The organism is Hymenobacter radiodurans (assembly GCF_004355185.1).
Classification (GTDB): Bacteria; Bacteroidota; Bacteroidia; order Cytophagales; family Hymenobacteraceae; genus Hymenobacter; species Hymenobacter radiodurans.
In genome coordinates this window covers 321,541-347,717 of the sequence record NZ_CP037922.1, presented here as the reverse complement: position 1 = coordinate 347,717, position 26,177 = coordinate 321,541, and the positions used below count along the sequence as shown (strand labels likewise).

Below are 26,177 nucleotides of genomic sequence, written 5' to 3'. Positions count from 1 at the left end.
ATTTTGCAGACCTCCATATTTGGAACATTGCCCCCCACCGCGGCGTTGTATAGCCAGAGTTAAGCACGTACTTTGAGGGGCTCACTTTACGTTAGTCCCGCAGTGCGCGTAGCTCTTTCACTCAACTCTTCGCCAACGTATATGAACGCATTCACAAGTTTATTCCGCCGTCCGGTTACTTTGGTAGCCGTAGGCTTATCACTGTTATTGGGCGCTACCAGTTGCTCTTCTGCTCGGGTAGGCGTCACTTCCGACTACGACCACTCAGTTAATTTCCGCACCTTCAAAACGTGGTCGTGGTATCCGCAGCAAACCGCTGATGCTGAGGGCGGTCCGGCCCGTGGCTACGAGTCCTTCCTCGACAAGCGTATGCGGGCCGCGGTAGAAACCGAAATGAAGAAAAAAGGCCTTACCTACGCCGAGCAAAGCCCCGATTTGTACGTTGCTTACAACGCCAAAGTAGAGGATAAGCAACAGGTTTCGCCTTATTATGGTGGCTATGGCTATCCTTACTATGGCTATGGCATGTACGGCCGCGGTCCATATTCGCCTGTAACTCAGTACAAAGCTGGCACCGTCATCATCGACCTTGTAGATGCTAAGCGCAAGGAATTGGCGTGGCGCGGCCAGGGCCAAGCGCAGATAGATAAGAACACCATCTCTGAGGAGGAAGTGTACCGCATTGTGGGGGGCATTTTAGAGAATTATCCTCCCCAGGAAGGGACCAATTCTAACGCCCGTCGTTAATTTCCCTCTTTATTCTTTATAAAAAAGCCCCCCAGTATACTACTGGGGGGCTTTTTGCTTTTATATAATGGGCAAATTTTCAGCGTTGGCAGGTGGGCTGTAAGCAAGGCGCTTTTTAGGATCGGGGCCGAAGCGGTTAGGTCCGGCTGTGCCGTCTACCAGCGGGATTCCAGCCCCAAACAGATTTCCTATTATTGGTACTACCAGCAGCCACCACCATCCTATCAGGTTGGTATCATGCAGGCGTTTGACAGTCTGGACAACAACCAAGGCCGTAGTTACAACAAGCAGAAATACCAGCGCCAACATCGCATAATCTTTCTTATCCGATTGGTGATATACCCACCAATCAAGGCCGGCGTAAGTCAGCAGGAATCCAGTGTAGAGGGCAGCGACTCTGCCCCAGAAAGCCCGACGGCGCAGCCGTCCACGAAACATAAAAAATTCCTTCAAGCTGCAGTACTGGATTGATTTATAAGATTCTTAACATTCAAAACTATTAAATATATCTCGGCTACAAAATGGGGATAAAGTAAAGGACTCGTCTCCATTTCTGATAGACGAGTCCTTTACTTTGATGCTGCTCAGGTAAACTTAAATCGGCACGTTTACATGGCGTTCTGCGTGGTAGCTGCTGCGCACCAGCGGCCCCGACTCGACATACTTTAGGCCACGCGCAAGACCTTCCTCGCGGTAGTGAGCAAACAGATCGGGGTGAATAAACTCGGCCACTTCTAAGTGGCGCTTTGTAGGCTGGAGGTACTGGCCCAGGGTCAGGATGTCGAGACCATTGGCGGCGAGGTCGTCCATGGCCTTATACATCTCCTCCTTCTTTTCGCCCAAACCCAGCATAATGCCCGATTTCGTGCGCTTACCAGCGGCCTTGGTCCGACGAATCTGCTCCAGTGAGCGGTCGTATTTGGCCTGCGGGCGCACCAAACGGTACAAGCTGCCCACAGTTTCGACATTGTGTGATACTACCTCCTGACCGCCAGCAATCATGGTATCCAATGCTTCCCAGTTGGCTTTCACGTCCGGAATCAACGTTTCGATGGTGGTAGTAGGCGACAGCTGCTTTATGCGCACCACCGTTTCCAGCCAAATGCTGGCTCCACGGTCTTTCAGCTCATCGCGGTTCACGGAGGTGATTACGGCATGCTTCACGCCCATCAGTTGAATGGCTTCGGCTACGCGACGGGGCTCGTCGGTGTCATATTCATTGGGGCGACCGGTGGCCACGGCGCAGAACGAGCAAGAGCGTGTGCACACATTGCCCAGAATCATAAAGGTGGCCGTACCAGCGCCCCAGCACTCGCCCATATTGGGGCAATTGCCGCTTTCGCAAATGGTATGCAGCTTATGCTCATCTACAAGCCGACGAACTTTAGCATACTCGGGGCCGACGGGGAGTTTTACGCGCAGCCAGTCAGGCTTGCGTGGCCGGGCCGGGGCCGCCGGCTCGGGCTGAATAATAGGTAAGGTCAGCAACAGTTCGTCCATACTACAAAGGTAAGAGTCAGGCAGGAGTTAGCCGCATGTTGGGCTCAGCCCGCGCAGCTGACGCTATAACAAACGAGAAGGGAATAAAGATGCCCTGCAACGGACCACCGCGGTGGTTGCCGCTACAGGGCAGGTATACTGGGGGCTTTTACACCCAATTCTAGCCGCGAGTCCCCAGATAGATAGTGAGGTACACAGATGGGAAGAAGGTTTCGTTGAGCTTCGCGTCGGAGATGCCTGTAGCGCGCAGGATAGTAGGGCGGCTGGGGAAATACTCAAACAAAAATCCGGTTTCGATACCCGCCACGGCGTCGCGGTAGCGGCCATACTCAAAGCTGAGGGCGCCGCGCAAGTGAACACCGGCAGATGGCTTCACGTTGTTGGCGCCACTGAATAGTGGGGCTCTGTCTACAATGAACTGGGACTCACCGTGTATGGCCGGGTCAAACTGCTCGGTCCGAATGTCCTCGGCCCCAGCGGGCCGGCCGCCAACGCGCTCGGTGTAGTCGTAGTAAATATTGTACGGCATCAGCAAAGCCACCGATGGGCCGCCCCCAACCAGCGCATTTACCTGCACACCCGACTCCGGTGCTTTACGAAAGATAACGCGCTGAGCACCAAAGGATGGCCGCAGCACGAACATGTAGTTCGACTTGTTCAGCACATAAGTTCCGCCCGTAAACTGGTTGCCGACGCGCTGCTCTTTGGGGTGCTTTACCTCTACGCCCTCAATACTCCAGAAGCGCGACCATTTGTCGTTCAGCACGCGGGTAGAGCGCACGTTAACGCCCCCAATCAGGCCGCCTCTGGTGTTAAAGTTTACACCATACGTAAACTCCTTCCGATAGGAAGGCGTCTCGTTGGGGGTGGCATCCTGGGCCTGGGCAGCCGATCCAGCTCCCAACAGCAGCAGGGCAATGCCGAAAAAAAACAGAGGTCGTATGGGTAGCAACACAGCTATACAACTGAGAAATTCAAACGAAATTGGCCTCCTGACAGCGGCCCCACCGAAAGTACGTAAATTTGCGCTCAAAGTATTGCACTCTTTCTTACTATCTGACTATGAGCACCGCCACCGCCCGCTATACGGGTCAATTACGCACCGAAGCCACGCACAGTGCTTCCAGCAACGTTATTTTCACTGATGCTCCCCTAGATAACCACGGTCGGGGCGAGGGGTTTTCACCCACCGATTTGGTAAGCACGGCGCTTGGCAGCTGCATGATGACCATCATGGGAATTGTGGCTGACCGCAGCGGCCTCGACCTCACTTCCACAACCTTCTCCGTAACCAAGCACATGGCGAGCGAGCCCCGCCGTATAGCTCAGATCGATGTTCATTTTCAGATGCCCGCTACGCTTTCGGCGAAAGACCGTGCAGTGCTCGAAAACGCAGCGCGTACTTGCCCCGTGGCGCTCAGTCTGAACCCGGAAATTCGCCAGCAGGTTCACTTCTCTTACGAGTAGAAAAGCCCCCCAAAACAGTGCAGCCCGGCCGAAGCAATGCTTCGGCCGGGCTGCACTGTGTTACTAGGTTCGTAAACTTAGGCGCTGAGTAGGCTTTTCACCTCGCTGAGGCGAATACCCATGTGGGATGCATTGTAGCTACACTCGCCATCCTGAATAAGCAGGAGTTGAGGAGACTCGTGGCGTACACCAAACGTTTCGGCGATGGCGCCGGAAATGGGGCGAAAGCGCAACAAGTCCAAGTAATAAATTTTAGCATCACCCAGGCCAGCATCGGCCCATTGACGCTCTAGCTTGCTTTTCGCTGCCGCGCTGATAGAGCAGGTAGTACTGTGCTTGAAAATGAGAACTGGCTGCTCGTGCGACTCGCGGGCAATGTCAGTCAGTTGGTCTGCTTGGGTGAGCTGTTGCCAAGGAATCATAATTCGGAGGAAGGTTGAATGAGTTTTTTCTTCTTTCCTAGACGCAGATTCACGCGGGATGGTTCGCTTACTTTCGCCGTACCGGTATGATCGAATTGCAATCGGCCCCGGCCATCCTGCGGAAGTGCCCGGGGCTGACTGCGGTGCAAGTCGTCCCGATTCACGGCCAGATGCGACTCTTTATACTCGGACTTATACTTGCGGGCTTCACGTAAAGCTTTGCGATTCTCGGCCCGCAACCGCGCCGGGCTGGTATCAGCGGTTTGGGCTGAAGCGGTAGAGATGGAGCAGCTAAGCGCAAATCCGACGAGTAACAGGATAGCAAAACGCATGGGAGTAACGAGTAGTAGGGTATGAACTCGATAAATTTGCCCCCCGGACATCCTAATACTGAGGGCTTTTCAATAGTATTTGACTATACGTAAAGTTGCGCTGGTCAGGCAATTCACAGCTAACTTACTGGAATGGCAGCGGCCGCCCAAAGAGCATTCGCTGCCCTACTTTACGCTTGATGCGGCGGCGCTCGTACTTCTTCTTTTTCAACAAGCCATTTTTATCATAGCTGTTGCGTTGGCCTTTAAGCGCCGTAACTGGCGCTACGCCACCATTGTCGCCCGTACTGGTAGTGGCTTTGGGCTGGGGTGGTGCTGTTGGACTCGGCAGGCGGTAGGGCCGGCAGGCAGTAGCAAAAGTCAGAGCGACAAGCACAAACAGCCAGCGGCAGCTAGGGGTAAACATGGCTAAATACGTAAGAATACTCGCTATCATCCGGCCGTAGCAACCAGCCTCGGCCAAACTTCGACCATCTCTCCTCAATTATTAATCCAACGCAAAAAGCTTAGGCAGCTTGCGTGAAGCTGAGGCCGTCAACCGAATGTTAGCGGCCTCAGCTTCACGAATTCGCTAGTAAGCGAGCAGCTTTTCTACCCTCTCGCGCAAACGTTGTTGCGGAAGGAAAGCCTGCTCCAGTGGCGGCGAGAATGGAATGGCTGTATCAAGAGAAGCGACGCGCTGCACAGGGCCGTCGAGGTGTTCAAAGCAATGCTCGGCAATCCAGGCCGCAATTTCGCCCCCCAGACCACCCGTGAGGGTATCTTCGTGGAGTATCAGCACCCGGCCAGTTTTTTCCACCGTCTGGCGCACGGCTTCTTCATCCCAAGGCAACAGCGTGCGTAGGTCCAAGATGTCGGCATCAAGGTCCATTTCTTCGGCGAGTCGAGTAGCCCAATGCACCCCCAAACCGTAGGTGATGATGCTGAGCGTATCACCTTCGCGCACCACCTTAGCTTTGCCAATAGGCACCGTGTAATACTCATCCGGCACTGGCCCACTTACCGAACGGTAGAGCAGTTTGTGCTCGAAGTACATAATAGGGTTTGGGTCTTCAATGGCAGCGTTCAGCAGGCCCTTAGCATCGTAAGGGTTGCTGGGAAAAACAACTTTCAGGCCCGGCGTGTGCACAAACCAAGCTTCATTGCTTTGGGAGTGAAACGGTCCCGCTGCTGAACCAGCGCCGGTGGGCATGCGCACCACTACATCGGCGTTTTGACCCCAGCGGTAATGGCTTTTGGCCAGGTTATTCACAATTTGGTTGAAGCCACAGGTCACAAAATCAGCGAACTGCATTTCCACCATGGCTTTCTTCTTTTTGATAGATAGTCCGAGGCCCGCGCCCAAAATGGCTGACTCGCACAGCGGTGTATTGCGCACCCGCTCTTTGCCAAACTGCGCCACAAAGCCATCCGTTATTTTAAACACGCCGCCGTAGTCGGCAATATCTTGGCCCATGAGCACCAACTCGGGGAAGCGCTCCATGCTCTGGCGCAGGGCGTCGCTGATAGCGTCCACGTAACGTTTGTCGGTCTGGGGGGCATTTTCGGCGGGTTCGTGGGCAGGCGCTTCGAAGGGACGGTACATATCGGCTATTTCATCCGCTATGTTGGCTGTTGGCATGGGCACGGCGTCGGCCACGCGCAGCCCTTCCTCTATTTCCCGCTTAATGGTTTCGCGGAAGCGCATCTTGGCTTCTTCATCCAAAATACCTTCACGCAACAACCACTGCTCATAGGTAGTCACGGGGTCTTTCTTGGTCCACTCTTCAAACAGCTCCTGGGGGACATATTTGGTCCCCGAAGCTTCCTCGTGCCCGCGCATACGGAAGGTCAGCGCCTCTACCAGCACGGGCCGGGGGTTCTGACGCATATCCTCAGCGAGGCGGCGCACGGTGTCGTACACGGCCAGCACGTTGTTGCCATCTACCTGTACCGCTTCCATGCCGTATGCCGGGCCTTTGTCCACGAATGAGCCGAACCGAAATTGCTCCCGACTAGGCGTACTGAGGCCATAGCCGTTGTTTTCAATCATAAAAATGACGGGCAACTGCCACACTGCCGCTACGTTCAGCGCCTCATGGAAGTCGCCCTCCGATGCTCCACCGTCGCCGCTGTACACTAACGTTACTTTCGGGTTTTTATCGAGCAAATCGGCCAGCGCAATACCGTCGGCCACGGCTAACTGGGGACCTAAGTGGCTGATCATGCCCACAATGTGGTGCTCGTTGGTACCGAAGTGAAAGCTACGGTCGCGACCTTTCGTGAAGCCGGTGGTCTTGCCTTGCCACTGCGCAAACAACTGATCCAGCGGTACATTGCGGCCCGTAAATACGCCCAGATTGCGGTGCAGGGGCAGAATATACTCGTCGGCTTCCAGCGCTAGTGTGCTACCCACCGAAATGGCCTCCTGCCCGATACCCGAAAACCACTTGCTCACTTTGCCCTGACGCAGCAGGATGAGCATTTTTTCTTCAATAAGGCGGGGCTTCAACAGGCCTTGGTATAAGTGCAATAGTACTTCTTGAGTATACTCTTTCCGGTCGAACTGAAGGGCGGGGATAGCTACTGACATGAGAAGAATGGGAGGGAATGATAGGGGTTCAAAAGTACGGGTTTGGGCAGAAGAGCACGCTATCCTGCTCTTGCTCTCTCCTATCTTTGTCCGGAGTTCACCCCTTTTGAGTTGAAACGGTGATGCAATAAGGCCAAGTAAGCAGGTTATCCTGCCATACTGGAGCTTGCAGGGCCCGCCACTGTCTTTAAAGTCCATAAAATTTTCAACTACCGGTTTTTCACCAACTTTCCAGTTCAACCCTACCACTGGATTAGCTATTCGCTTTTTGCCACGCTCTCGCTCCGCTCCCACCCTTACGCAGCATCTGGTTCGGCTCCTGCTGGTGCTAGCCGTTTCCGCTTTACCCTTGTTTTGGCTGCTGGGCAGCTTACCCGCCCAACAGTGGGATGAGTCGCGCACCGGTCTCAATGCCCTTGAGATGCTGCGGAGCAACAACTGGCTGGTGCTCACTCACCGCGGCGAGCCCGACCTCTGGAACAGCAAACCACCCTTGGCTCCGTGGCTCATGGCGCTCAGCTTTAAGCTATTAGGACCCACAGAAGTAGCTCTGCGCTTGCCCTCGGCGCTAGCAGCGCTGGCCACAGTACTGGTGGTATATTTTGCTGGCAGCCGATGGCTGGGGAGCTGGCGGGCGGGCCTATTGGCCGCCCTGATTCTGTTGACAACGCAGGGCTACGTGACCTTACACGTTTCGCGTACCGGCGACTTTGATGCCCTACTCACCCTGTGGACTACGCTGGGCACACTCAGCTGGCTGGCCTATCTGGCTACGGGCCGTACCCGCCATGCTTGGGGAACAGGTGCGGCCTTTGCGTTGGCAGTCTTGACGAAAGGCATTGCGGGGCTGCTGTTTGGGCCCGGTATCATTCTAGCAACCTTATTGACAGGGCAGCTGCGCCGATTACGCAAATTTTCTCCTTCGGGGGCTTTTTTGCTGATTTTAGGTACTGGAATTACCTGGTATGCCGTGCGTGAGTTGATTGCGCCCGGCTATCTGGCTGGCGTGTGGCAGTATGAGGTAGGCGGGCCAGCTGGGGAGGCACTGGAAGGTCACGGCCATCCGGTTTACTGGTACTTAAGCAAGCTGGCCGAAACGAAGTTTCAGGCGTGGCTGGTGGCAGCCCTGATAGGCATGGGGCTGGGCTGGTGGATGCCGCGCCGCAGTCGGGGCTGGTGGCTAAGTCGGGTACTAGGTAGTGTCGCAGTTGCGTTTCTGTTGGTTATATCGGCAGTCCAAACCCAGCTTCTGTGGTACGATGCGCCCATTTATCCATTGCTGGCTCTGCTGGCCGCTGGTGGCTTGGTATGGACAGGGCGTGCCGTGGCGGCTCATTACCACCGTTATCCTTCGCCCACCGCTCGGTTAGCGGCGGTGTTGCTGATAGCAGCCCTACCCTACGGCGTTCAGCTATTGCTCATCCGTCGCTCTACCGATGTGGCTCTGCGTAACTCGTCCTTACTATACGGTCGTCATTTGCGGGCACAGGCCAAGCAGCTTCCTCACCTGCGTGAGTACATGTTGGGCGACAACGGTATTTTTAATGACAGCCCCGAATTTTATATGGCCGCCGTCACGACGCAATATGGCCACCGCATCACGCGGGTGGGGCCTTGGCAGGTCGGTTGGGCCACTCCTCCCCGCATTGTAGTTGCTTGCGGAGCCAAAGCTTGGCGGCCATGGCAACAGTACTACCAAACCCGCGTTCTATTCCGCACCGACTCCTGCGTAACGTTCCGGCTGGAGGCGCGCCGCTGACAGCCGCCCGAACCGAATAGCCTAACTGACGGTTTGCTATTAACCCACCTCTTCGACTCTACCTTAGGTTTTGATGATACACTTCCAAGAATTTACCCTCGCCAACGGCCTGCGTTGCATCGTACACGAAGACCATTCTACGCCGATGGCCGTGCTGAACGTGCTCTATAATGTAGGCTCGCGCGATGAAGACCCGAGTCATACTGGTTTTGCCCACTTGTTTGAACACCTGATGTTCTCGGGGTCGGTGAATATTCCGAGCTACGATGAGCCATTGCAGCGCGTGGGGGCGAAAACAACGCCTTTACCTCCCCCGACATTACTAATTATTACCTCACGTTGCCCGCTGCCAATATCGAAACCGGCTTCTGGCTCGAATCGGACCGGATGCTCGGGCTGGCCTTCTCTGATAATGGCCTGGAAGTGCAGCGCAAAGTGGTAGTGGAGGAGTTCAAGCAGAACTATCTGAATCAGCCCTACGGCGACGTGTGGATGCGCTTGCGGCCACTGGCTTATCAGCACCACCCCTACAACTGGTCGACTATCGGCAAGGAAATCAGCCACATCGAGAATGCGGTGATGGATGATGTCCGAAACTTTTTTGCCAAGCATTATGCCCCCCAAAACGCTATTCTGGTAGTTGCGGGCGCCGTATCGTTGACCGAAGCCCAGCGTCTGGCTGAAAAGTGGTTTGGCCCTATTCCCGGTGGTCCGCGCTACGAGCGTCAGCTGCCCGTTGAGCCCCGACAAACAGAAGCCCGCTTTCTTGAAATCACGGCCGATGTGCCTGTAAGTGCATTCTACAAAGTGTACCACATGCCCGGTCGCGCCGATGAGGCCTACACCGCTGCTGATCTGCTTTCGGACGTATTGGGCCGGGGCAAATCATCGCGCCTTTATCAGCGGCTTGTGAAGGATCAGCAATTATTCAACGGCATTTCCGCTTCCTGCACGGGATCCTTGGAGCCTGGTCTGCTTGTTATCAGCGGCAAGCTCAACACCGGCGTAAGCCTAGAAGAGGCAGATGCCGCCGTAGAAACCGTAGTAGCCGAGTTGCGCGCTACGCCCGTAACCGCTGAGGAGCTGGAAAAAGTTAAGAATCAGGCTGAAGCCAGCATTGTATTCAGCGAAATTGAGCTTCTCAACCGCGCGATGAACTTGGCTTACAGTAAGCTTATGGGTGATGCCAACTTGGTAAACGAGGAAAGCGCCCGTATTCAGGCCGTTACGCCCGAGCACGTGCTGGCAGCCGCTCAAGAAATTCTGCGGCCCGAAAACAGCAGCACCTTGTATTATCGGGCCCAGCCTAAAGCAGTTGAGGAACTAGTGGTTGCTGAATAGAGCCAACTAATAAGTGCTTGATCAAAATTATTTCACACAAAAAAGCCCCCCAACACAAGTTGTTGGGGGCTTTTTTGCAAGTCGTTGCTAGCTCTTACCAGTCACTTCCAGCGGGAGCTGGCTTGGCCGGAGCTGGCTGTACGGGAGCCGTTTGGTTGCCCATCGTGTTGGTAGCTGGTGCGGCGGCCGGAGCAGGTTGAGCTTCTACACGACGTGTACGCTTAGCAGGAGCAGTCCTATTTAACGGACGCCCCATGTAGTCAGTGGTTACACGGTGCGTAGGAGCTGCCGTGAAACCGGGCGCTACCTGCTGACCACCACTACGCGATATTGGGTCGCTCTCAGCATCATCTGCGTAAGCCGCTGCTGCAATCCAAGTAGATGGGGGCGCATCAGTTTTAGCAGCAGGTTGGGCTGCTGGCTGCGTCGCGGGCTGCGCGGCTTCAGATGTGGGCTGTGCAGCTTTAGGAGCAGCCGGTGCGGGCTGCTGTTGGGCCAACGCTTTGGTTCCACCCACGAAGGCGGTCAAGAGTAAGGCTGAAAAAGCAAGTCGAAGCATAGTAAGGTAGGTTAGCTGTTACAGGTTGTAACGCCCCTAATACGATTTCTCGTACAAAAGTGCCTGAATAGTAATCGATTATTCAAAAAACTATTCAGGCACCTTCAACTTTAGCTTTGAAAACCAAGCGGTTACTGCTTCTTTTTCGTGGTAACTGTCGTCGTTTTTTTCGCGGGTGCTTTTTCCGAAGAAAGCGTTGAAGAACTAGAGGTGGTCTTCGCAACAGGCTTTTTCAACGGGCGGCCCATATAGTCGGTAGTAGGTGGGCTGGGCATGTTCAGGCGCATACCGGGGGCCAATTTTGTAGTCTCCTCATTGCGCCGTCCGGAGCGGTCGTAGCGGGAGTAGGCACCGGCGCGGGGTTTCGCACGCACATTGCTGGTGCGGTGGTAGCCGTTGGTGGTTTTTTTGGTGGTCGTGGTGGTTTTCTTTGTTTGAGCCTGCGCGGGCTCCGCCACAAACAGAAACACGAGAGCCACGACGGCAAGTAAACTGATTTTCATGGGGTAAGGGGTAGAGGTGGCTGTATAAGCAAAGCAAAGGGGCAACAGCCTATCGCCGTTACCCCGTTACTCTGAGTTTCACCCCACATCGAATACATATAGTGTGTTCTGTGGGGACAATTTTACATTGGCTGAGTCTTCGGAAAAGCAAAGACAACGCCAGTTAAACCCTTTGTATCATCACAATAAACTAATGAGTGATGGTACTCTTGCCGTATACGTGCATTTTGGCAGCACGGATAGATGAGGCTGAAAATCGTATTTACGTACTCTAGACAATTACTCAACTGATGGCTAATTACCAGGAAGCTGGCGTATCGTCGTCAGCGTTAGCGGGAGCCGTGGCAGGCTGTGCAGCCAGGGATGAGGATGAAGAGCGACGAATTTTGCGCTTCAACGGACGGCCCCAGTAATCGGTGCTCACGCCACGGTATGGCGAGCTGCTCATGCCCGGCGCTACCATCACGCCAGAAGACCGCATCATAGGATCAGTTTCGGCAGCGGCTTCCGTTTCTGTGCCAGCGGCGGCAACGGTAGCGGCGGCTTTTTTAGCAGCCTTGGTCTGCTTTTTCAACGGCTTACCCCAATAATCGGTGGTAGGCTTCTGGTGGGTGCTCAGACTAATGCCAGGGGCACTCATCCAGCCAGTGCGGTAGCCGGTTTCTTCTTCAGAAGCGGCAGCTGGAGCGGCTGTAGTCGTTGTTGGGGCGCTGCCCCAAACATCGTCGTCAGCAGAGGCTGGAGCAGCCGGAGCGGCTGGCTCAAACCACTCGTTGGTCGTTGACTGGGTGCTATTCTTGGTTTGCGCTTGAGCGGAAGTATGGAAGATGGCGACCAGCGCCAAAGCAGATAACAAAATGGATTTCATAGGAAGGGTGAGTTGGCGATGAGTATCGGACCAGTACCTCTGGTCACCGTCGGAAGACAAACGGGTGGCGCCCCACGTTTAGTCTTACCCCGTTTCTGTCTAGCTTTTTGCAGCAATCGTACCAATTTCTGCAAAGCCCGAATTTGATACGCGCTGTAATAGGGTCCATCGGATTTTGAACCGGACGTGTACCTTTGCTATACTATGCAGGAGACTATCACCCAGCTGCGGGCGGCCATTGAAGCCCACGACCTTTCCACACCCGAACAATTAGAGCAGTTTCGCCTGGCCTTTACGGGCCGCAAGGGGCAGCTAGCCGACCTGTTCGATCAGCTCAAAACCGTACCTCAGGATCAGCGCCGTGCTGTTGGCCAAGAGCTTAATCAGCTAAAGCAACTTGCCCTCGATCGGTTTACGCAGCGGCAGCAGGAGCTGGAGGCAGCCCGCGAAAATGCCCCCCAGAACCCTGAATTCGATTATACCTTGCCGGCCATACCACAGGCCTTGGGTACGCGCCATCCGCTGAGCTTGGTGCGCGAGGAAATGGTGCGCATCTTCGCTCGCATTGGCTTTAATGTAGCGGAAGGCCCCGAGATTGAGGATGATTGGCATAACTTCACAGCCCTGAACTTCCCCGAAAACCATCCGGCCCGCGACATGCAGGACACGTTTTTCGTGCGCCGCAACCCCGGTGAGCCGAAGGAGGATTTCCTGTTGCGCACCCACACCAGCACCGTGCAGGTACGCGTGATGGAGTCGCAAGCGCCGCCTATTCGCAGCATTATGCCCGGCCGCGTGTATCGTAATGAGGCTATTTCGGCCCGCGCCCACATGATGTTTCATCAGGTGGAGGGCATTTTTATTGATGAAGGCGTCAGCTTCGCCGACCTGAAGCAGACGGTATATTACTTCGTGCAGGAGATGTTCGGGGCGGATATCAACATTCGCTTCCGGCCGTCGTTTTTCCCTTTCACCGAGCCTAGTGCTGAAATTGATATCACTTGTCTTATCTGCAAAGGCACGGGCTGCAACATCTGCAAAGGCTCAGGTTGGGTGGAAATTGGTGGCTGCGGCATGGTTGATCCGGCGGTGCTTCAACACTCTGGCATCGACCCCGAAGTATACTCTGGCTACGCTTGGGGCATGGGCATTGAGCGCATTACAATGCTGAAATATCAGATCAAGGATTTGCGTTTGTTCACGGAAAACGATTTGCGGTTTCTGCGGCAGTTTGAGGGAATTATCTCTTAATAAACCGCTGCACTTTTAACCTAGGTCACACGCCCGCCTTTTCCCTTTTTTGCTTGATTAGCTATGACTATATCCTCTGAAAACGCCATAGCTCCTGAGCAATCGGTTCCGCAGCAGATCAAGACAATAGCGGTGGTGGGTGCGGGCACAATGGGATTGGGCATCGCGCAACTCTGCGTGCAGCACGGCTTCCCAACCATCTTATTTGACCTGAACGCCAATATTCTGGCGAAGGCAGAAACAGCTATTGCGGCGGGCTTGGGTAAGCTGGTGGAGAAGGGAAAAATGCCCCCCACAGAACGGGAAGCCGCCTTAACCCGCCTCCGTCCGACCACTGACTTAGCCGTCGTACAGGCCGACTTGATTATAGAGGCAGTGGTGGAGAAGCTGACGGTGAAGCATGAGCTTTTCCAAAACTTAGCGGCCCAAAATGCCCCCCAGACCATTCTAGCTTCGAACACGTCATCGTTGCCGATAACCCGGCTAGCGGCGGCAGTTCCACACCCGGAGCGTGTTGTGGGGATGCACTTCTTCAATCCGGCGCCGCTTATGCCGCTGGTTGAAGTAATTAGCGGTGTAGCTACGGCTCCAGCAGTAGCCGATGCCGTGCAGGCTCTGGCTGAAAAGCTTGGTAAACAGCCCGTACGCGCCGCCGATGCGCCGGGCTTTATCGTGAATCGGGTGGCCCGGCATTTCTACGTGGAGAGCCTGAAGCTAGTCGAGGAACAGGTAGCGTCGTTTGAGGTTGTGGATGAGTTGCTGGAAGCCACCGGCTTTCGGATGGGCCCATTTCGGCTGATGGACTTGATTGGCGTCGACACCAACTTCTCGGTGACCAGCGCAATGTTTGAAGCGTTTCACTTCGATCCTAAGTTTCGGCCCAGCCGCATTCAGCAGCAGAAAGTAGACGCAGGCCATCATGGCCGTAAAACGGGGAAGGGATTCTATGATTACTCTCGTTAAAAAAGCCCCCCAGCGTGCCTTTATGGCCTTAGCACTCACCAGTGCACTCGGGTTGGCAAGTTGTGGCGACTCCAGCAGCGCCGAGCCACTAATCCCTTTTGTTAGCTTTAATGAGAGCATAAGCATTCTGGACCAGCGCTACCCGCAGCTGCGCACCGACAACGGCTCAGTAGAGATCCCCGGCGGTGTGCGAGGACTTATCATCGTGCGCCAAAATGCTACCACGTACCTGGCTTTTGAGCGCAACTGCCCCTATCGCCCCTACGATGCGGCGTGTTCCACGGTAACTATTGATGCTTCCCGCTTATTTCTGATTGACGACTGCTGCGGCTCGCAATTTACGCTGCAAGGCCAGCCACGTGGTGGCCCCGCCCCCGTCCGCTCCGTCAGTACGCCACTTCGCTATCTGGTAATTTGCTGACAATCACGAATTAATAAATTCAGCTGAAAGAAAAAGCAGAAAGCATTTGTGATTTTTACAGCTTTGCCCTAACATTGCACCCGCAACGACTGATAAAGTCGCCATAACCGCTTCCTTAGCTCAGCCGGTTAGAGCATCTGACTGTTAATCAGAGGGTCCCTGGTTCGAGCCCAGGAGGGAGCGCCAAGAAGGCCAGTAATAGACTATACATCAGTCTGTTACTGGCCTTTCTCTTTTTTAGTACTACAACTCTAAGGCACGCCGGATGAAATGTCCGTCAGTATGAGCCCGTGTCGTTTTGCTAAGGCTTGCGATACGCCTTTTCGGCCGCCTTTTTCTGTTGTTTGCGCTGCCGCTCGTAGTTCGGTAGTTTATTGAGCTGAATGGCCATCGGAGTTGCTCCTTTCGTGGCTACTTCCTGTTGTTCGTATCCGGCATAGTTCACGCGCAGCACGGGCGAAGCCAGGGTGGAGCGTAGCAAAAAGCCCCCGCCGAGTTGGTAATGCTGGACTCCTGCGGCGCTCCTACTAAGCTCACCGTAACCCCAGCCAGAGGCTTGCCAGCTTCATTAACCACTGTCCCTGTCAGATTGGTGGGCTCTATGGGCTTAACCTCCGATGTGGTGGGAGCGGCCGGTGGCGCTGGAGCTGTTGTTGCTTTCTGCAGAACCGACGTACCAGGAGTGGTTTTTCCGGCTTGAGCTATTCCCCTGATGGGTAGCAGCAGATAAAGGAAGCTGCTGAGAAAGAGGAACGATAATTTCACGATAATTAGATTTTAGGTAGAAGGAAAACGAAAAGTAGGCAAATTGATGGTGAATCCTATCTGTCTGGCAGATAGATAATAAGTGACAAGGCATTCGCGCCCCTCGGATTCTGATAACCCACCCTAGACCGCAAGGATGTTGCCACTGTGTTCTGATAGCCGTCAGGCATACGTTTAGTGGGCCTTCTCAACCTTTTAGAAGCCAAGGCAGTATCATCAGGCAGTCCGGCCTTGTGCTGGCTTTCCCTCTCCTCCGTCTGATATCTTATGAAAAACTTTCGTCCTTTCTTCCTCGGCTTCCTCGTACTGCTCACGTTTTCGCTCAGCAGCTGCGACCTGATAGGCGACATTTTCCAGGCCGGTGCCTGGACCGCGCTGATCGGTGTGTTTATCGTGGTGGTGCTCATCGCGTTCTTGGTGCGGAAAATGCGACGCTAGCATACGCCTTGCTCAATAAAAAAGCCCCCCAAACCAACGTCTGGGGGCTTTTTTATTGAGCAAGGTACTGGCAGCCTATTTACTGGTTTTCTGATCTGGCATAGTGCCGATGATATGGTCCCAGATAGTGGTGCTCACTCCAAAAGCAATTTCATCCTGCCGATAATGATGCTGGGCGTGGTGATGCCACCATACTTTTAAAAAGTTTTTGGGCGGAGCGTAAGCGTGAATAGCATAGTGCACAAACAAGTAGAGGGCATAGCCAAAGATAAAGCCCGATAGAATACCGAAAGCAGCGTTACCGAACACAAACCGAAACAGGAAGAAAAGCAGCGAGGCAACAAAAACCGATACAATAGGCGGCATTGCCAAGCGCGACTTGTCCTTGGGAAACTCGTGGTGTACGCCGTGCATGGTGTACTGAAACTTGGCGCGCTTGGGCGTAGTGGCCGGCAAATGATACAGATAGCGGTGCATTGCATACTCCGCGAATGTGAACATAAACCAGCCTAGCAGAAACAAGCCAAAGGCCGAAAAGCCTGCAATCAAGCCATGCGTAAGCCCGTAATAGAGGCTGCCTAATGCCGTAATCATGAAGATGGATACAGGCAGGGCAATATGGGTATGCGTAAGTCTTTCCAGTACCGGATTTTCAAACAACCGCGCTGAGCCTTTATGCTTGGGCTTAATGGCACCGGGCGTTTTTACCGGGGTGGGTTGTAAATCAGGTGTGGGAGAGGGAGCGGTATTCATATACAAATAAGCTTCTTATTCAGAGCAAAAGTACAAACCACAGCGCAAATAACGCACTATGGGCTGGCGAAGAGGCCAACTGACTAGCCAGTGGTGTAATACGAATGCAGCAAATGCCACATCGCCTCCACCGTGCAGATCCCTTCGCAGCGCAATGGCGCGCGGTCGTAAAACTGATGGCGAAGAGCTAAGGTTTCACTTATGTGAACTGTTAGTGCCTTTTCGTCGGGAATATCCGTCAGGAGTGGCCGACGACTGAGGCTACGACGAAGCCGCTGTACCAATTCGGGCACCGGCACGGCCAAATACAGCGGGGTGCCCGTGGCGAGCAGCAGATCCATATTCTGGTGAAAGCAGGGTGTGCCGCCGCCCGTAGCCAGTACCATGCGGGGCTGCTCGGCTACCAATGTCCGCAGCACGGCTGCTTCTACTTCCCGGAAGTAATCCTGTCCTTCAGCAGCAAATATTTCGGGAATACTGCGCTTTTCATGGGCGATAATCTCCTCATCCAGGTCACGAAAAGGCATTTCCAGGCGCACAGCCAACGCTCGGCCAAGCGTCGTTTTGCCCGCTCCCGGCATTCCAATCAGGTAAAGGCTATCATCGGTTATCATACTGCCTATCAGATTCTTATTCTATTCACCCGCTTCTGCTTATCAATTGGATCACGAGCATAGGTGCTTTGCCCCATAGCCCTAAATACAATCGTTAGGAAAGACGCACGCGAGGGTCAAGCACAGCATACAGCACATCGACCACGATGTTGATGACAACGAAGAGAAAGGCGATAAAGATGGTAGCACCCATGACAACCGGAAAATCCAGGTTTTCGACGGCTCGCAACGTCACGGTGCCCAAACCTTTCCAGTTGAAGATATACTCGATAAAAAAGGCCCCCGCCATCAGCGAAGCCAGCCACCCCGACACGGCCGTAATAACCGGATTGAGCGCATTTTTGAGTGCATGGCCCACGATAGTCTGGTAGCTGGAAAGGCCTTTTGCCCGCGCCGTCCGAATATAATCCTGGCTCAACACATCAAGCATGGAAGAGCGCGTAAGTTGGGTGATAACGGCCAGAGGACGGATGCCGAGTGCAAAGGCCGGTAGCAACAGATTCCGTAGCACTAAGTGGCGCCCCGTAAACGGATCGGTTTCGTAGAGCTGCCCAGTTAGGTTGAGGCCCGTCCAATGGCTCCAGTAAAAGCCAAACGTCATGGCAATAAGAATACCGGCCACAAACGAAGGCACCGAAATACCCAGCACAGACGTGGTAATCAGCGCCCGATCGAGCCAGGAGTGAGGACGCACGGCGGCTATTACGCCAAACAGAATACCGAATACGGCGGCAATCAGCATGGCGGCCAGGGCTAACCACAACGTGCCCGTGAAATGATCGAGCAGGATGCTCAGCACGTCTTTGTTGCTTTGAAAGGAGCGGCGCAGATAAGGCGTTTTGAGCACCAGCGCATTTTTGCCCCCCAGCGGCAGCAAGGCCGTGCCACCATACTTGGCCACGCCCGCAGAGTCGCGCGGGTGCAAGCCCACGGGCGACACATCGTTGAGGTAACCAACCAGTTGAGCAGGCAGTGGCTTATCGAGGCCCAGATCAGCAGCAATAGCGGCGCGGGTGGCTACGTCGGAGCGCTGGCCGGCCAGCAGCGCTACCGGGTCGCCGGGCAATACCGCGAACAGGAAAAATACGGTGAGCGCTACGCCGGCCAGTATCAGCACACCTTGTCCTAGACGGCGCAGTACAAAGGAAAACATAGGTTGGGGGGCAAAATTTAGTTCGTCATCACTGTCACGCGAGTCATCCTAAAGGAGAGTTTCGCTACAAAAGATGATCGACGGTTTCCTGATCGGGGATGTCGTGGTAATGATATTTGCCCTTCACGACGCCGTTTTGCAGCACCATAATGCCCGGATCGGAGCGAATCATGGATTTGAGCACGGTAGCATCGGCGTAGTAAATGGGAGCCGACAGATTAACATCGTGGCGGAAAGCATCGATGTCGGCGGGGCTGCTGCTGGTGAGTACTAGCGGCATAATCTTATTCGGCGACTTACTGGCGCTGGCAATCAGGGCATTTATCAGATTGTACCGGTCGCGGTCCGATTTTACTGTGTTCTGCACAATGAGCAACAACTTATTGCCCTTCAGTATTTCCTGCGTATGGTCCTTGCCGTCGCTATCGAAGATGGCGAAGTCGGTAATAATCGGCCGGGAAGCTTCGGGGTTCTGCACCTCCATGCTTTTGTACTTCCACGTTGTGTCGGTTGGGTATTGGTCAAACTCCTGCATTTGACCATTGCGCTCCAGCACATACTTGTAACGCGCCTGCTCCTGCGGTTTCATCAGGGCCCCGATATCGTTGCCCACTTTATAGGGCAGAAAATCGAAGTATGGCAGGTGCCCCAAAGCCCGCACCCCAATACCAATAGCCACGGCCGAAGCCACCGTGATATACATTACCCCCAGCGTGCCCTTAGCAAATACCCGCCGCAGGAAGCGCTGATTGAAGAATACCACGGCCCATAAGCCTAGCAAAAACAGGTCTTTGGAGAATGACTGCCAGGGCGTGAGCTTAATAAAATCGCCAAAGCAGCCGCAGTCGGTTACTTTGTTGAAGGCGGCCGAATAGAACGTCAGGAAGCCGAAAAACACGAGCAGAACCAGCAACGTGAGCAGCGTTTTGCGCAGGTGCCAACGCAGCAGCAACGACACGCCCAGCACTACCTCCAGCGAGCTGAGCAGAATAGCCATCGTGCGGGCAAAGCCTTTGAAAACCAGAAAGAAGGAGCCGAAATCTTCAGCAAATACCTCAAAATATTCCTCCAGCTTGAGACCCATACCCACTGGGTCGTTGAGCTTTATTAATCCCGAAAAAATAAAAACCGCGCCGAGCAGCACCCAGCAGATATGCGTGATAAGTTTCATTAATTGGATGGATCTGGCAGACTTCAAGGCGCTAAGAGGCTAAGAGTTGGCTACTAAGTTGGGGCTTAAAACCCCATACGCAAACAAAAAGGTCGGGGAAGTAGCAGATACTATGATTGAAAATACCAGGCGGTCATGCTTCGGCGCCGCTTTGCCTAGCGCTCTATGCCTTTGGTTTACCCTTCTCCCCTTCCAGCTTTATCAAGGCAAATACGGCGTAATTCAGCATATCGCGGTAGTTGGCCTCCACGCCTTCCGACACGTACGTTTTGCCCCCCAGGTCTTCAATTTGCTTGGTGCGGTGCAGCTTCATTAGAATAATATCGGTGATGCTGGGCACGCGCATTTGCCGCCAGGCTTCACCGTAATCATGGTTTTTGGCGAAAAGCAAATCCCGGTTGGCTTGTATCTCACGGTCGTAGGCGGCGGCTACTTCCGTGGGGGGCAAATCGTGGGGCGAGTTGGCGGGCAAGTGCAACTGCATCAGGGCAATAACGCAGTAGTTGATGATGGCAACGAACTCCTCGTTCACGCCATCGGCTACTAACTGGGTGCCTTTTTCCTGAATGGAGCGAATGCGCTGGGCCTTGATATACAGCTGATCCGTAACGGAGGGCAAGCGCAGAATGCGCCAAGCCGTGCCATAATCGTGGGTTTTGGCCAGAAACAGCGCCCGGCACTGCTCTATCACCTGATCGTACTCCTGCTGGGTTTGGGTTTGCAAGATTTTCACTATAGATTTAAGGAACTTCGGATCGTGGATACGTGGGCACCTGGAAGGTAGGCTGGCGGTGAGAACTAGGGCCAATTGTGGCGCAAGCTTGTTTCGCTTTGACTTCTGCTGAAAGAAGCCCGAACCATGCAGCTTTTTGCCTAAAACCAAGTCCCTAAGCGCTCAGACCCTAGATTATGATGCTCCAGACCGCCGCGAAAGATACGTGTTTTTCCCCGAGGCAAACCCTGTGCTGCCGCGACGGACGGGTATTGGATCTGCGCCAGCCGCAGGTCATGGGCATTCTGAATCTGACCCCCGATTCCTTCTACGCCGGCAACCGCATCGCCACCACCGACGACCTACTGCGGCGGGCCGACGCGATGCTGCAGGCGGGCGCGGCTGTTCTCGATTTGGGTGGCTATTCCACTAGGCCGGGCGCTGAGGATATCTCGGCCGAAGAGGAAAAAGCTCGCGTGCTGCCCGCCTTGGAGACCGTGCGGGGGGCTTTTCCTGAAGCAATCTTATCCGTCGATACTTTCCGGGCTGATGTAGCCGCTGAAGCAGTAGCCATCGGCACCGATATTATCAACGATGTGAGCGGCGGCACGCTTGATGCCGATATGTTTGCTACGGCGGGTCGGCTTGGGGTACCGTACGTGCTCATGCACATGCGCGGCACGCCTCAGAATATGGCCCAGCAAACGCACTACGAAGACGATATCGTAACAGATCTCGTGCGTTACTTCCGCGATAAGCTGGCCCTTCTGTATGCCGCTGGCGTAACGGATGTTGTTCTCGATCCTGGCTTCGGGTTCGCCAAAACACCGGCTCAAAGCCATGAGTTACTGCGTCGCCTACCCGAACTGGCGCTGCTGGGTTTGCCGGTACTGGCCGGTCTTTCGCGCAAGTCAATGGTATACAAGCCTCTAGGCCTCACTCCCGACGCTGCGCTCACCGGTACAATTGCCGTAAATACCGTCGCTTTGCTCAACGGTGCGCGATTGTTGCGCGTACATGATGTAGCGGAAGCCGTGCACACTGTGCGGCTCGTGCAACAAACCCTCATTCCCTCCTCCTCGTGATCGGCTCCTTCTCCGTCGGCTTCCTGCGCATAGGCTGGATAGACGTGATTGACGTCTTACTGGTCACGGTATTGTTTTATCAGCTGTACAAGCTGCTAACGGGGAGCGTGGCGCTGAAGGTTTTTTTGGGCTTCATGTCCATTTACCTACTTTATCTGGTGGTGAAAGCCGCCGGCATGGAGCTTCTGACCAGTATTTTAGGTCAGTTTATGAGCGTGGGTGTGCTGGCGGGCATTATCCTGTTTCAACAGGAGATCCGGCGCTTTTTGCTCACCATTGGCAAGGCAACGGCCTTCGATAGAGTACGTGTATTTCCGTGGCGCCGCGAACAAGTTACTGAGCGCATGAGCATTGTACCGTTTGTAGAAGCGGCCAAAAGCCTGGCGGGTAAAAACACTGGTGCCCTCATTGCTTTTACCATGACTTCGGAGCTAAAATTCTACGCCGATTCGGGTGACCTGATTGACGCTGCCGTTAGTAAGCGCCTGCTGATGAGCATCTTCAATAAAACCAGCCCACTGCACGATGGCGCCGTTATTATTGCCAACAACCGCATCAAGGCAGCGCGCTGTATTCTGCCCGTCAGCGAAAACCCCGACGTGCCGGCTTCGCTAGGCTTGCGGCACCGCGCCGCCATCGGACTCACGGAAGTTACCGATAGTGTAGTGCTGGTAGTGAGTGAAGAAACCGGTCAAATCTCGCTGGTGCGCGCCGGAGAGGTATTTCGCAATCTATCTTCCTCTGATTTGCGCGCCAAGCTAAACGAGATGCTGTTCGATTTGGCCGCCAAAACTCCCACCTCCCCAGCGTCAGCAGCTACGGAAGTCGCGGCTTAACTAAGGTTTTCTACTCAACCGTAGCTACTTTAACTTCCTCATCTTCTTCGGACTCACTGAGTTCGGCGGCAATTTTTCGGCCGTGGCGACGGTCCAGCCAATTCATCACCGGCGTTGCCAGCACGCCATGCAGGCTAATAGATACCAGCATTGTGAAGCCCAGAATGGCCCACAATTCCCGCGCTTGCGGAAACTCAGCCTTTTCCAGCGCAAAAGCCAGGTAGAAAATAGAACCGATGCCCCTTATTCCGAAAAAGGAAATTACGCTACGTTCGGCTACATTCACCTTTCGGGCCCCCAGCAGCGTCAATAAGCCCCCAGAGGCCGTAGCACCAGCACCAGCAATAAGCCAATCAGCATACCCGACCAGGTAAGCGGCGCCAGCAATCCATCGATGATGGCACCACCAAAGAGAATCAGAATAACCACAATCAGCAGACGCTCCATTTGGTCGGTGAAGGCGTGCATCTGCTTATGATACTCATGTTTACGCTCTCGCCCTCGCAGTGTAACGGCGGCCACAAATACGGCCAGAAACCCGTAGCCGTGCACCAGCTCAGTTATGCCATAGCTGGTAAGCGTGACAGCCAGCGCCACAAACCCATAGGCGCTGGGCTTGATGCTGAGCGTTTTGGGCAGATTAAATATCAGGTAGGATAGCAACAAGCCCGATAGCCAGCCCAGCAGCACGCCTGCGCCTATCCGGTAAATCAGGTCCATCCAGGCCCACTCAATCAGACGGGCAGATAAGGATTCTGCCGCCGGCAGCAGGGCCAGTGCTAGGTACACAAAAGGGAAAGCCAGCCCATCGTTCAGGCCCGCTTCGCCGGTGAGGGCAAAGCGAACGTTGTCTTCGCGACCTTCGCCGGGGTCGCCCACCTGTACATCACCGGCCAATACCGGGTCGGTGGGCGCCAGGCAGGCCGCCAGCAATACCGCTGAGGGTAAAGCCAAACCGACCAGGGTAATGCCCGCTACCGTGATACCGGCAATAGTAAGCACCATCAGCACCAATACCAGTCGGATGGGAGTGCGCCAGGTGCCAAATGAAAACGGACGGTCAATTTTGAGTCCGGTGCCAGTCAGCGCCACAATCACGCACAACTCCGACAAGTGCGTGACCAGCTTAGGGTGCGCAAAAGGATCGGCGGGCGGCAAGCCGAGGGGCAACGAATAGGCAGCCATACCTAGCCCGATGAACAGGATGGGGTATGAAAGCGGATATTTTTCCAGCAAGGACGGCAGCCACGCTACGCCCAGGATGGCCACGCCCATCATGACGAGGGCAATATTGTATACTAACATAGAAACTGCGAAAGGCCTAGGTGGTCACTTACGCAGAACGTTATGCGTTCGGCTATCCTCGGCAGTAGCGGCGGTCCAAACTAGGCAATTCCCTATTCGGGCGAAAGCGAGAGCGGGATACAAACCAACAGAAGCACAAAAAAGCCCCCAGAAAGTATCCGGGGGCTTTTTTATCTTGACTACGGTCGATTAAGGGGTATTCGTAACTACTTGGCCGGCTTCGGGCTGGGCGGCGCTTCGATCCTTCAGCGTGCCCAACTCCCGACCAACTTCGATAAAGGCCGCAATGGCCTTATCCAGATGTTCGCGGGTGTGCGCGGCCGACAGCTGCACCCGAATCCGGGCCTGGCCTTGGGGCACTACGGGGTAGTAAAACCCGATAACATAAATGCCTTTATCCAGCATTTTGGCCGCAAATTCCTGAGCTAGCTTGGCATCATACAGCATTACCGGCACAATAGGGTGCTCGCCGGGCTTGATATCGAAGCCAGCGGCAGTCATCTTTTCGCGGAAATACTTGGTGTTTTCTTCCAGCCGGTCGCGCAGTTCCGTGCTCTCATTCAGTAGCTCCAGCACGCGCAATGATGCGCCTACAATAGCCGGGGCCAGCGTGTTAGAAAACAAATACGGACGGCTGCGCTGACGCAGCATTTCAATAATTTCTTTGCGGCCCGTAGTGAATCCGCCCATGGCGCCGCCCAGTGCCTTGCCCAGCGTGCCAGTGATGATGTCCACGCGGCCCATCACGCCGCGCAGCTCGTGGGTGCCACGGCCTGTTTTGCCCAAAAAGCCCGTCGAGTGGCACTCGTCTACCATCACCAACGCCTGATACTTATCGGCGAGGTCACAGATCTGGTCGAGGCGGGCGATGGTACCGTCCATGCTGAAGGAGCCATCGGTGACGATGATGCGGTGACGGCTGCCTTTAGCGGTGGCGTCCTGAAGTTGCTTTTCCAGATCCGCCATGTCGTTGTGTGTGTAGCGGTAGCGCTGGGCCTTGCACAAACGCACACCATCGATAATGGAAGCGTGGTTCAGGGCATCGGAAATAATAGCGTCCTGCTCATTGAACAACGGCTCGAATACGCCGCCGTTGGCATCGAAAGCCGCCGCGTACAGAATGGTATCCTCAGTGCCAAGAAAATCAGCCAGCTTGCGCTCCAGCTCCTTGTGAATGTCCTGCGTGCCACAGATAAAGCGCACCGACGACATGCCGTAGCCGTGGCTATCAATAGCCGCCTTGGCCGCCTCAATCACCTCGGGGTGCGACGACAAGCCCAGGTAATTATTAGCGCAAAAGTTCAGCACTTCGCCAGCCTCATTAGTTTTGATAGTTGCGCCTTGAGGCGAGGTAATGACGCGTTCTTTCTTGAACAGACCGTTGGCTTTGATATCGGCCAGCTGGGCTTCGAGGTCGGGTTGGAGGGTGGTATACATAGGATGGGAAAGGTTGAATGTCAATTACTACACAGAAACCGGGGGCAATTTCCGTTATTTTTTGGCTTGCGTTCGTGCAAAGAAATCCTGCACTCCTTGTCGGCCGCTATCTACCAACGACTGCTTTTGCGCCGCCGATACCTGCTTGATCTTGGGATTGAACCCCAACGTATTGATACTAACGGTGCGCGGCCAGTCGGTGGCCGCCGTGGGGTTCAGATTTTCGATGGCCAAGGTATAAAATGCGCCCATGTAGCTGCCGAAATCATGAATGTCGTAGGGCGCTAGTTGGCGGCGGCCATCGGGCTGGGTATCAAATGCAATCTGCTCGGCCCGGTCGAGGCGCAAGCCTAGGGTTTCGGGGTTAATAAAAAGCCCCCAGCGTCTGGTGTAGCAGCGCCGGGGGCAAATATCGAGCGTGGTCGAACAGGTTGAGCGGATAATTGGCTAGCAGTCCACCATCCACCAACACGTTTACTTTCTGATCTTTTGCTGGCTTGCGGACTACCTGTCCTTGTTCATCAAGCAGCACCGCCCGGAAGTACAGCGGAATGCTCATACTGATGCGCACAGCGTCGGCCACCCGCAGGTTCGGGTGGGTTTCGTAGCTAAATACGTCGGTGCGCTGGGTAGTGAGGTTGGTGCCTGTCACGTACAGGTCGCGGCCTTTACCTTGCTGGGCTAGCGCGTGAAGCTGACCTAAGGTGAGGTTGGGATTCTGGGTTTTGCGGGCCACTAAGTCGCTGAGGTACTTCGCAAACTGGTCGCCGCGGTACCAGCCGTACTGTTTGAGTAAGCGCGTGCTACCGCCAAAAAATATCAGGCGACCATCATTCAGACGCTGCACAGGCGTATTATTTACTACTTCGATAATCTCCTGCGGTGAATAGCCTACGGCCAGCAACGCCGCCTGAATGGCGCCCGCCGAGGTCCCGCCAACCCGCTGAATACCCGCCAGTACCCCTTGCTTTTCCAATTCAGCCAACGCGCCGCCGTAAGCAATGCCCCGAATGCCCCCGCCTTCCATCACTAAGTTGCGGTAGATAACAGGGGCGGCCGCTTGGCCTTGCGCCACAGAGGCGATACAGCAATAAAAGGCCAGTAGCAGGACAAAACGCCGCATACAGTATTGTTTGAGGGTTACCCAAAAGTAGACAAAAGCGGTTGCATCTGTCTGATGAGCTTGGGCTGGGCACGGGAGTT

At 54.6% G+C, this 26,177-nt stretch carries 30 protein-coding genes, 1 tRNA gene and 1 pseudogene; 11 read left to right on the top strand and 21 right to left on the bottom strand.

Translation table 11 applies throughout. From position 1 onward, the window contains the following. The first annotated feature begins 141 nt into the window (after positions 1-141). The gene (locus tag EPD59_RS02555; protein ID WP_133271418.1) at positions 142-747 is read left to right on the top strand and encodes a DUF4136 domain-containing protein; all 606 of its coding nucleotides are present in this window, start codon (positions 142-144) and stop codon (positions 745-747) included. Between the two features lie 60 nt (positions 748-807). Here the strand turns inward: EPD59_RS02555 and EPD59_RS02550 are convergent, their stop codons facing one another. The 3 genes from EPD59_RS02550 to EPD59_RS02540 all read right to left on the bottom strand — a co-directional run bounded on the left by EPD59_RS02550 (position 808) and on the right by EPD59_RS02540 (position 3,202). Further along, positions 808-1,185: a DUF805 domain-containing protein gene (locus tag EPD59_RS02550; RefSeq protein WP_133271417.1), complete on the bottom strand. Its 378-nt coding sequence runs from the start codon at positions 1,183-1,185 to the stop codon at positions 808-810. Between the two features lie 156 nt (positions 1,186-1,341). Next, positions 1,342-2,235: a lipoyl synthase gene (lipA, locus tag EPD59_RS02545; protein WP_394347235.1), complete on the bottom strand. Its 894-nt coding sequence runs from the start codon at positions 2,233-2,235 to the stop codon at positions 1,342-1,344. Between the two features lie 172 nt (positions 2,236-2,407). Further along, positions 2,408-3,202, bottom strand: a complete 795-nt coding sequence (locus EPD59_RS02540; RefSeq protein WP_133271416.1) for a hypothetical protein — start codon at positions 3,200-3,202, stop codon at positions 2,408-2,410. A 107-nt stretch (positions 3,203-3,309) separates the two neighbouring features. Between EPD59_RS02540 and EPD59_RS02535 the strand changes: the two genes are divergently transcribed. Further along, positions 3,310-3,714 (top strand): OsmC family protein, encoded by a 405-nt coding sequence (locus tag EPD59_RS02535; RefSeq protein ID WP_133271415.1) that lies wholly within the window; start codon positions 3,310-3,312, stop codon positions 3,712-3,714. Positions 3,715-3,791: 77 nt separating this feature from the next. On the opposite strand, the gene ytxJ is transcribed toward EPD59_RS02535, so the two are convergent. The 4 genes from ytxJ to EPD59_RS02515 form a co-directional block, all read right to left on the bottom strand. Further along, positions 3,792-4,136, bottom strand: a complete 345-nt coding sequence (gene ytxJ / locus EPD59_RS02530) for a bacillithiol system redox-active protein YtxJ (RefSeq protein ID WP_205703467.1) — start codon at positions 4,134-4,136, stop codon at positions 3,792-3,794. Continuing rightward, positions 4,133-4,468 (bottom strand): hypothetical protein, encoded by a 336-nt coding sequence (locus EPD59_RS02525; protein WP_133271414.1) that lies wholly within the window; start codon positions 4,466-4,468, stop codon positions 4,133-4,135. The genes ytxJ and EPD59_RS02525 overlap by 4 nt, the downstream gene beginning before the upstream one ends. 124 nt (positions 4,469-4,592) lie before the next feature. Next, positions 4,593-4,874 (bottom strand): hypothetical protein, encoded by a 282-nt coding sequence (locus EPD59_RS02520; RefSeq protein WP_133271413.1) that lies wholly within the window; start codon positions 4,872-4,874, stop codon positions 4,593-4,595. 165 nt (positions 4,875-5,039) lie between these two features. Continuing rightward, a complete protein-coding gene (locus EPD59_RS02515; RefSeq protein WP_133271412.1) occupies positions 5,040-7,040 on the bottom strand; it encodes an alpha-ketoacid dehydrogenase subunit alpha/beta in 2,001 nt (666 codons plus the stop codon). 268 nt (positions 7,041-7,308) lie between these two features. On the opposite strand from EPD59_RS02515, the gene EPD59_RS02510 reads away from it, so the two are divergent. Further along, positions 7,309-8,799 (top strand): ArnT family glycosyltransferase, encoded by a 1,491-nt coding sequence (locus EPD59_RS02510; protein ID WP_133271411.1) that lies wholly within the window; start codon positions 7,309-7,311, stop codon positions 8,797-8,799. Positions 8,800-8,872: 73 nt separating this feature from the next. Further along, positions 8,873-10,140, top strand: a pseudogene (locus tag EPD59_RS02505) (M16 family metallopeptidase). A gap of 94 nt (positions 10,141-10,234) precedes the next feature. On the opposite strand, the gene EPD59_RS02500 reads toward EPD59_RS02505, so the two are convergent. The 3 genes from EPD59_RS02500 to EPD59_RS02490 all read right to left on the bottom strand — a co-directional run bounded on the left by EPD59_RS02500 (position 10,235) and on the right by EPD59_RS02490 (position 12,070). After that, on the bottom strand, positions 10,235-10,699 hold the full coding sequence (locus EPD59_RS02500) for a hypothetical protein (RefSeq protein ID WP_133271410.1): 465 nt from the start codon (positions 10,697-10,699) through the stop codon (positions 10,235-10,237). A gap of 131 nt (positions 10,700-10,830) precedes the next feature. Next, positions 10,831-11,202, bottom strand: coding sequence for a hypothetical protein (locus EPD59_RS02495; protein ID WP_133271409.1), 372 nt, complete (start codon positions 11,200-11,202; stop codon positions 10,831-10,833). A 298-nt stretch (positions 11,203-11,500) separates the two neighbouring features. Further along, positions 11,501-12,070, bottom strand: coding sequence for a hypothetical protein (locus tag EPD59_RS02490; RefSeq protein ID WP_133271408.1), 570 nt, complete (start codon positions 12,068-12,070; stop codon positions 11,501-11,503). Between the two features lie 204 nt (positions 12,071-12,274). On the opposite strand from EPD59_RS02490, the gene pheS reads away from it, so the two are divergent. From pheS to EPD59_RS02470, 4 genes are all read left to right on the top strand, one after another. Continuing rightward, positions 12,275-13,321: a phenylalanine--tRNA ligase subunit alpha gene (pheS, locus tag EPD59_RS02485; protein ID WP_133271407.1), complete on the top strand. Its 1,047-nt coding sequence runs from the start codon at positions 12,275-12,277 to the stop codon at positions 13,319-13,321. A 63-nt stretch (positions 13,322-13,384) separates the two neighbouring features. Beyond that, the gene (locus EPD59_RS02480) at positions 13,385-14,284 is read left to right on the top strand and encodes a 3-hydroxyacyl-CoA dehydrogenase NAD-binding domain-containing protein (protein ID WP_133271406.1); all 900 of its coding nucleotides are present in this window, start codon (positions 13,385-13,387) and stop codon (positions 14,282-14,284) included. Continuing rightward, positions 14,268-14,705 carry a hypothetical protein gene (locus EPD59_RS02475; RefSeq protein WP_240731586.1) on the top strand — a complete coding sequence of 146 codons (438 nt, stop codon included), beginning with the start codon at positions 14,268-14,270 and terminating at the stop codon, positions 14,703-14,705. The genes EPD59_RS02480 and EPD59_RS02475 overlap by 17 nt, the downstream gene beginning before the upstream one ends. A 109-nt stretch (positions 14,706-14,814) precedes the next feature. Then, positions 14,815-14,891, top strand: a tRNA-Asn gene (locus EPD59_RS02470). A gap of 115 nt (positions 14,892-15,006) precedes the next feature. On the opposite strand, the gene EPD59_RS02465 is transcribed toward EPD59_RS02470, so the two are convergent. Continuing rightward, on the bottom strand, positions 15,007-15,186 hold the full coding sequence (locus tag EPD59_RS02465) for a hypothetical protein (protein ID WP_133271405.1): 180 nt from the start codon (positions 15,184-15,186) through the stop codon (positions 15,007-15,009). A 551-nt stretch (positions 15,187-15,737) separates the two neighbouring features. Between EPD59_RS02465 and EPD59_RS21470 the strand changes: the two genes are divergently transcribed. Beyond that, positions 15,738-15,908: a hypothetical protein gene (locus tag EPD59_RS21470; RefSeq protein WP_165963454.1), complete on the top strand. Its 171-nt coding sequence runs from the start codon at positions 15,738-15,740 to the stop codon at positions 15,906-15,908. A 75-nt stretch (positions 15,909-15,983) separates the two neighbouring features. On the opposite strand, the gene EPD59_RS02460 is transcribed toward EPD59_RS21470, so the two are convergent. The 5 genes from EPD59_RS02460 to EPD59_RS02440 form a co-directional block, all read right to left on the bottom strand. After that, positions 15,984-16,661: a sterol desaturase family protein gene (locus tag EPD59_RS02460; protein ID WP_133271404.1), complete on the bottom strand. Its 678-nt coding sequence runs from the start codon at positions 16,659-16,661 to the stop codon at positions 15,984-15,986. A gap of 83 nt (positions 16,662-16,744) precedes the next feature. Continuing rightward, positions 16,745-17,275: a shikimate kinase gene (locus tag EPD59_RS02455; RefSeq protein ID WP_133271403.1), complete on the bottom strand. Its 531-nt coding sequence runs from the start codon at positions 17,273-17,275 to the stop codon at positions 16,745-16,747. A 94-nt stretch (positions 17,276-17,369) separates the two neighbouring features. Beyond that, positions 17,370-18,428 (bottom strand): ABC transporter permease, encoded by a 1,059-nt coding sequence (locus tag EPD59_RS02450; RefSeq protein WP_133271402.1) that lies wholly within the window; start codon positions 18,426-18,428, stop codon positions 17,370-17,372. A 64-nt stretch (positions 18,429-18,492) separates the two neighbouring features. After that, entirely contained in the window at positions 18,493-19,599 is a 1,107-nt protein-coding gene (locus EPD59_RS02445; RefSeq protein WP_133271401.1) for a BT_3928 family protein, read from the bottom strand. 163 nt (positions 19,600-19,762) lie between these two features. Then, positions 19,763-20,323 carry a DUF1599 domain-containing protein gene (locus EPD59_RS02440; RefSeq protein ID WP_133274573.1) on the bottom strand — a complete coding sequence of 187 codons (561 nt, stop codon included), beginning with the start codon at positions 20,321-20,323 and terminating at the stop codon, positions 19,763-19,765. Between the two features lie 185 nt (positions 20,324-20,508). Between EPD59_RS02440 and folP the strand changes: the two genes are divergently transcribed. Both folP and cdaA read left to right on the top strand, forming a co-directional pair. Then, positions 20,509-21,396, top strand: a complete 888-nt coding sequence (gene folP, locus EPD59_RS02435) for a dihydropteroate synthase (protein WP_240731585.1) — start codon at positions 20,509-20,511, stop codon at positions 21,394-21,396. Then, complete coding sequence (cdaA, locus tag EPD59_RS02430) at positions 21,393-22,232, top strand: diadenylate cyclase CdaA (protein WP_133271400.1); 840 nt, start codon at positions 21,393-21,395, stop codon at positions 22,230-22,232. The genes folP and cdaA overlap by 4 nt, the downstream gene beginning before the upstream one ends. Before the next feature lie 10 nt (positions 22,233-22,242). Here the strand turns inward: cdaA and EPD59_RS22135 are convergent, their stop codons facing one another. The 5 genes from EPD59_RS22135 to EPD59_RS02410 all read right to left on the bottom strand — a co-directional run bounded on the left by EPD59_RS22135 (position 22,243) and on the right by EPD59_RS02410 (position 26,097). Then, complete coding sequence (locus EPD59_RS22135; RefSeq protein ID WP_240731584.1) at positions 22,243-22,518, bottom strand: hypothetical protein; 276 nt, start codon at positions 22,516-22,518, stop codon at positions 22,243-22,245. A 20-nt stretch (positions 22,519-22,538) separates the two neighbouring features. Next, positions 22,539-23,537 carry a cation:proton antiporter domain-containing protein gene (locus tag EPD59_RS02425; protein WP_240731583.1) on the bottom strand — a complete coding sequence of 333 codons (999 nt, stop codon included), beginning with the start codon at positions 23,535-23,537 and terminating at the stop codon, positions 22,539-22,541. A gap of 189 nt (positions 23,538-23,726) precedes the next feature. Next, positions 23,727-24,974 carry a glycine C-acetyltransferase gene (kbl, locus tag EPD59_RS02420; RefSeq protein ID WP_133271399.1) on the bottom strand — a complete coding sequence of 416 codons (1,248 nt, stop codon included), beginning with the start codon at positions 24,972-24,974 and terminating at the stop codon, positions 23,727-23,729. Positions 24,975-25,028: 54 nt separating this feature from the next. Then, complete coding sequence (locus EPD59_RS02415) at positions 25,029-25,322, bottom strand: hypothetical protein (protein ID WP_133271398.1); 294 nt, start codon at positions 25,320-25,322, stop codon at positions 25,029-25,031. Positions 25,323-25,338: 16 nt separating this feature from the next. Further along, positions 25,339-26,097, bottom strand: coding sequence for a patatin-like phospholipase family protein (locus EPD59_RS02410; RefSeq protein WP_165963453.1), 759 nt, complete (start codon positions 26,095-26,097; stop codon positions 25,339-25,341). Between the last annotated feature and the right edge of the window lie 80 nt (positions 26,098-26,177).

Bases quoted from the DNA above. Each gene is read 5' to 3' on its own strand.
- EPD59_RS02550 (WP_133271417.1), bottom strand. From the start codon at position 1,185: ATGTTTCGTGGACGGCTGCGCCGTCGGGCTTTCTGGGGCAGAGTCGCT.
- ytxJ (WP_205703467.1), bottom strand. From the start codon at position 4,136: ATGATTCCTTGGCAACAGCTCACCCAAGCAGACCAACTGACTGACATT.
- EPD59_RS02475 (WP_240731586.1), top strand. From the start codon at position 14,268: ATGATTACTCTCGTTAAAAAAGCCCCCCAGCGTGCCTTTATGGCCTTA.
- EPD59_RS02495 (WP_133271409.1), bottom strand. From the start codon at position 11,202: ATGAAAATCAGTTTACTTGCCGTCGTGGCTCTCGTGTTTCTGTTTGTG.
- folP (WP_240731585.1), top strand. From the start codon at position 20,509: ATGATGCTCCAGACCGCCGCGAAAGATACGTGTTTTTCCCCGAGGCAA.
- EPD59_RS02460 (WP_133271404.1), bottom strand. From the start codon at position 16,661: ATGAATACCGCTCCCTCTCCCACACCTGATTTACAACCCACCCCGGTA.
- EPD59_RS02450 (WP_133271402.1), bottom strand. From the start codon at position 18,428: ATGTTTTCCTTTGTACTGCGCCGTCTAGGACAAGGTGTGCTGATACTG.
- kbl (WP_133271399.1), bottom strand. From the start codon at position 24,974: ATGTATACCACCCTCCAACCCGACCTCGAAGCCCAGCTGGCCGATATC.
- EPD59_RS02515 (WP_133271412.1), bottom strand. From the start codon at position 7,040: ATGTCAGTAGCTATCCCCGCCCTTCAGTTCGACCGGAAAGAGTATACT.
- EPD59_RS02535 (WP_133271415.1), top strand. From the start codon at position 3,310: ATGAGCACCGCCACCGCCCGCTATACGGGTCAATTACGCACCGAAGCC.
- EPD59_RS02520 (WP_133271413.1), bottom strand. From the start codon at position 4,874: ATGTTTACCCCTAGCTGCCGCTGGCTGTTTGTGCTTGTCGCTCTGACT.
- EPD59_RS02480 (WP_133271406.1), top strand. From the start codon at position 13,385: ATGACTATATCCTCTGAAAACGCCATAGCTCCTGAGCAATCGGTTCCG.
- EPD59_RS02525 (WP_133271414.1), bottom strand. From the start codon at position 4,468: ATGCGTTTTGCTATCCTGTTACTCGTCGGATTTGCGCTTAGCTGCTCC.
- EPD59_RS02425 (WP_240731583.1), bottom strand. From the start codon at position 23,537: ATGTTAGTATACAATATTGCCCTCGTCATGATGGGCGTGGCCATCCTG.
- EPD59_RS02555 (WP_133271418.1), top strand. From the start codon at position 142: ATGAACGCATTCACAAGTTTATTCCGCCGTCCGGTTACTTTGGTAGCC.
- EPD59_RS02490 (WP_133271408.1), bottom strand. From the start codon at position 12,070: ATGAAATCCATTTTGTTATCTGCTTTGGCGCTGGTCGCCATCTTCCAT.
- EPD59_RS02410 (WP_165963453.1), bottom strand. From the start codon at position 26,097: ATGCGGCGTTTTGTCCTGCTACTGGCCTTTTATTGCTGTATCGCCTCT.
- EPD59_RS02455 (WP_133271403.1), bottom strand. From the start codon at position 17,275: ATGATAACCGATGATAGCCTTTACCTGATTGGAATGCCGGGAGCGGGC.
- EPD59_RS02500 (WP_133271410.1), bottom strand. From the start codon at position 10,699: ATGCTTCGACTTGCTTTTTCAGCCTTACTCTTGACCGCCTTCGTGGGT.
- EPD59_RS21470 (WP_165963454.1), top strand. From the start codon at position 15,738: ATGAAAAACTTTCGTCCTTTCTTCCTCGGCTTCCTCGTACTGCTCACG.
- pheS (WP_133271407.1), top strand. From the start codon at position 12,275: ATGCAGGAGACTATCACCCAGCTGCGGGCGGCCATTGAAGCCCACGAC.
- EPD59_RS02445 (WP_133271401.1), bottom strand. From the start codon at position 19,599: ATGAAACTTATCACGCATATCTGCTGGGTGCTGCTCGGCGCGGTTTTT.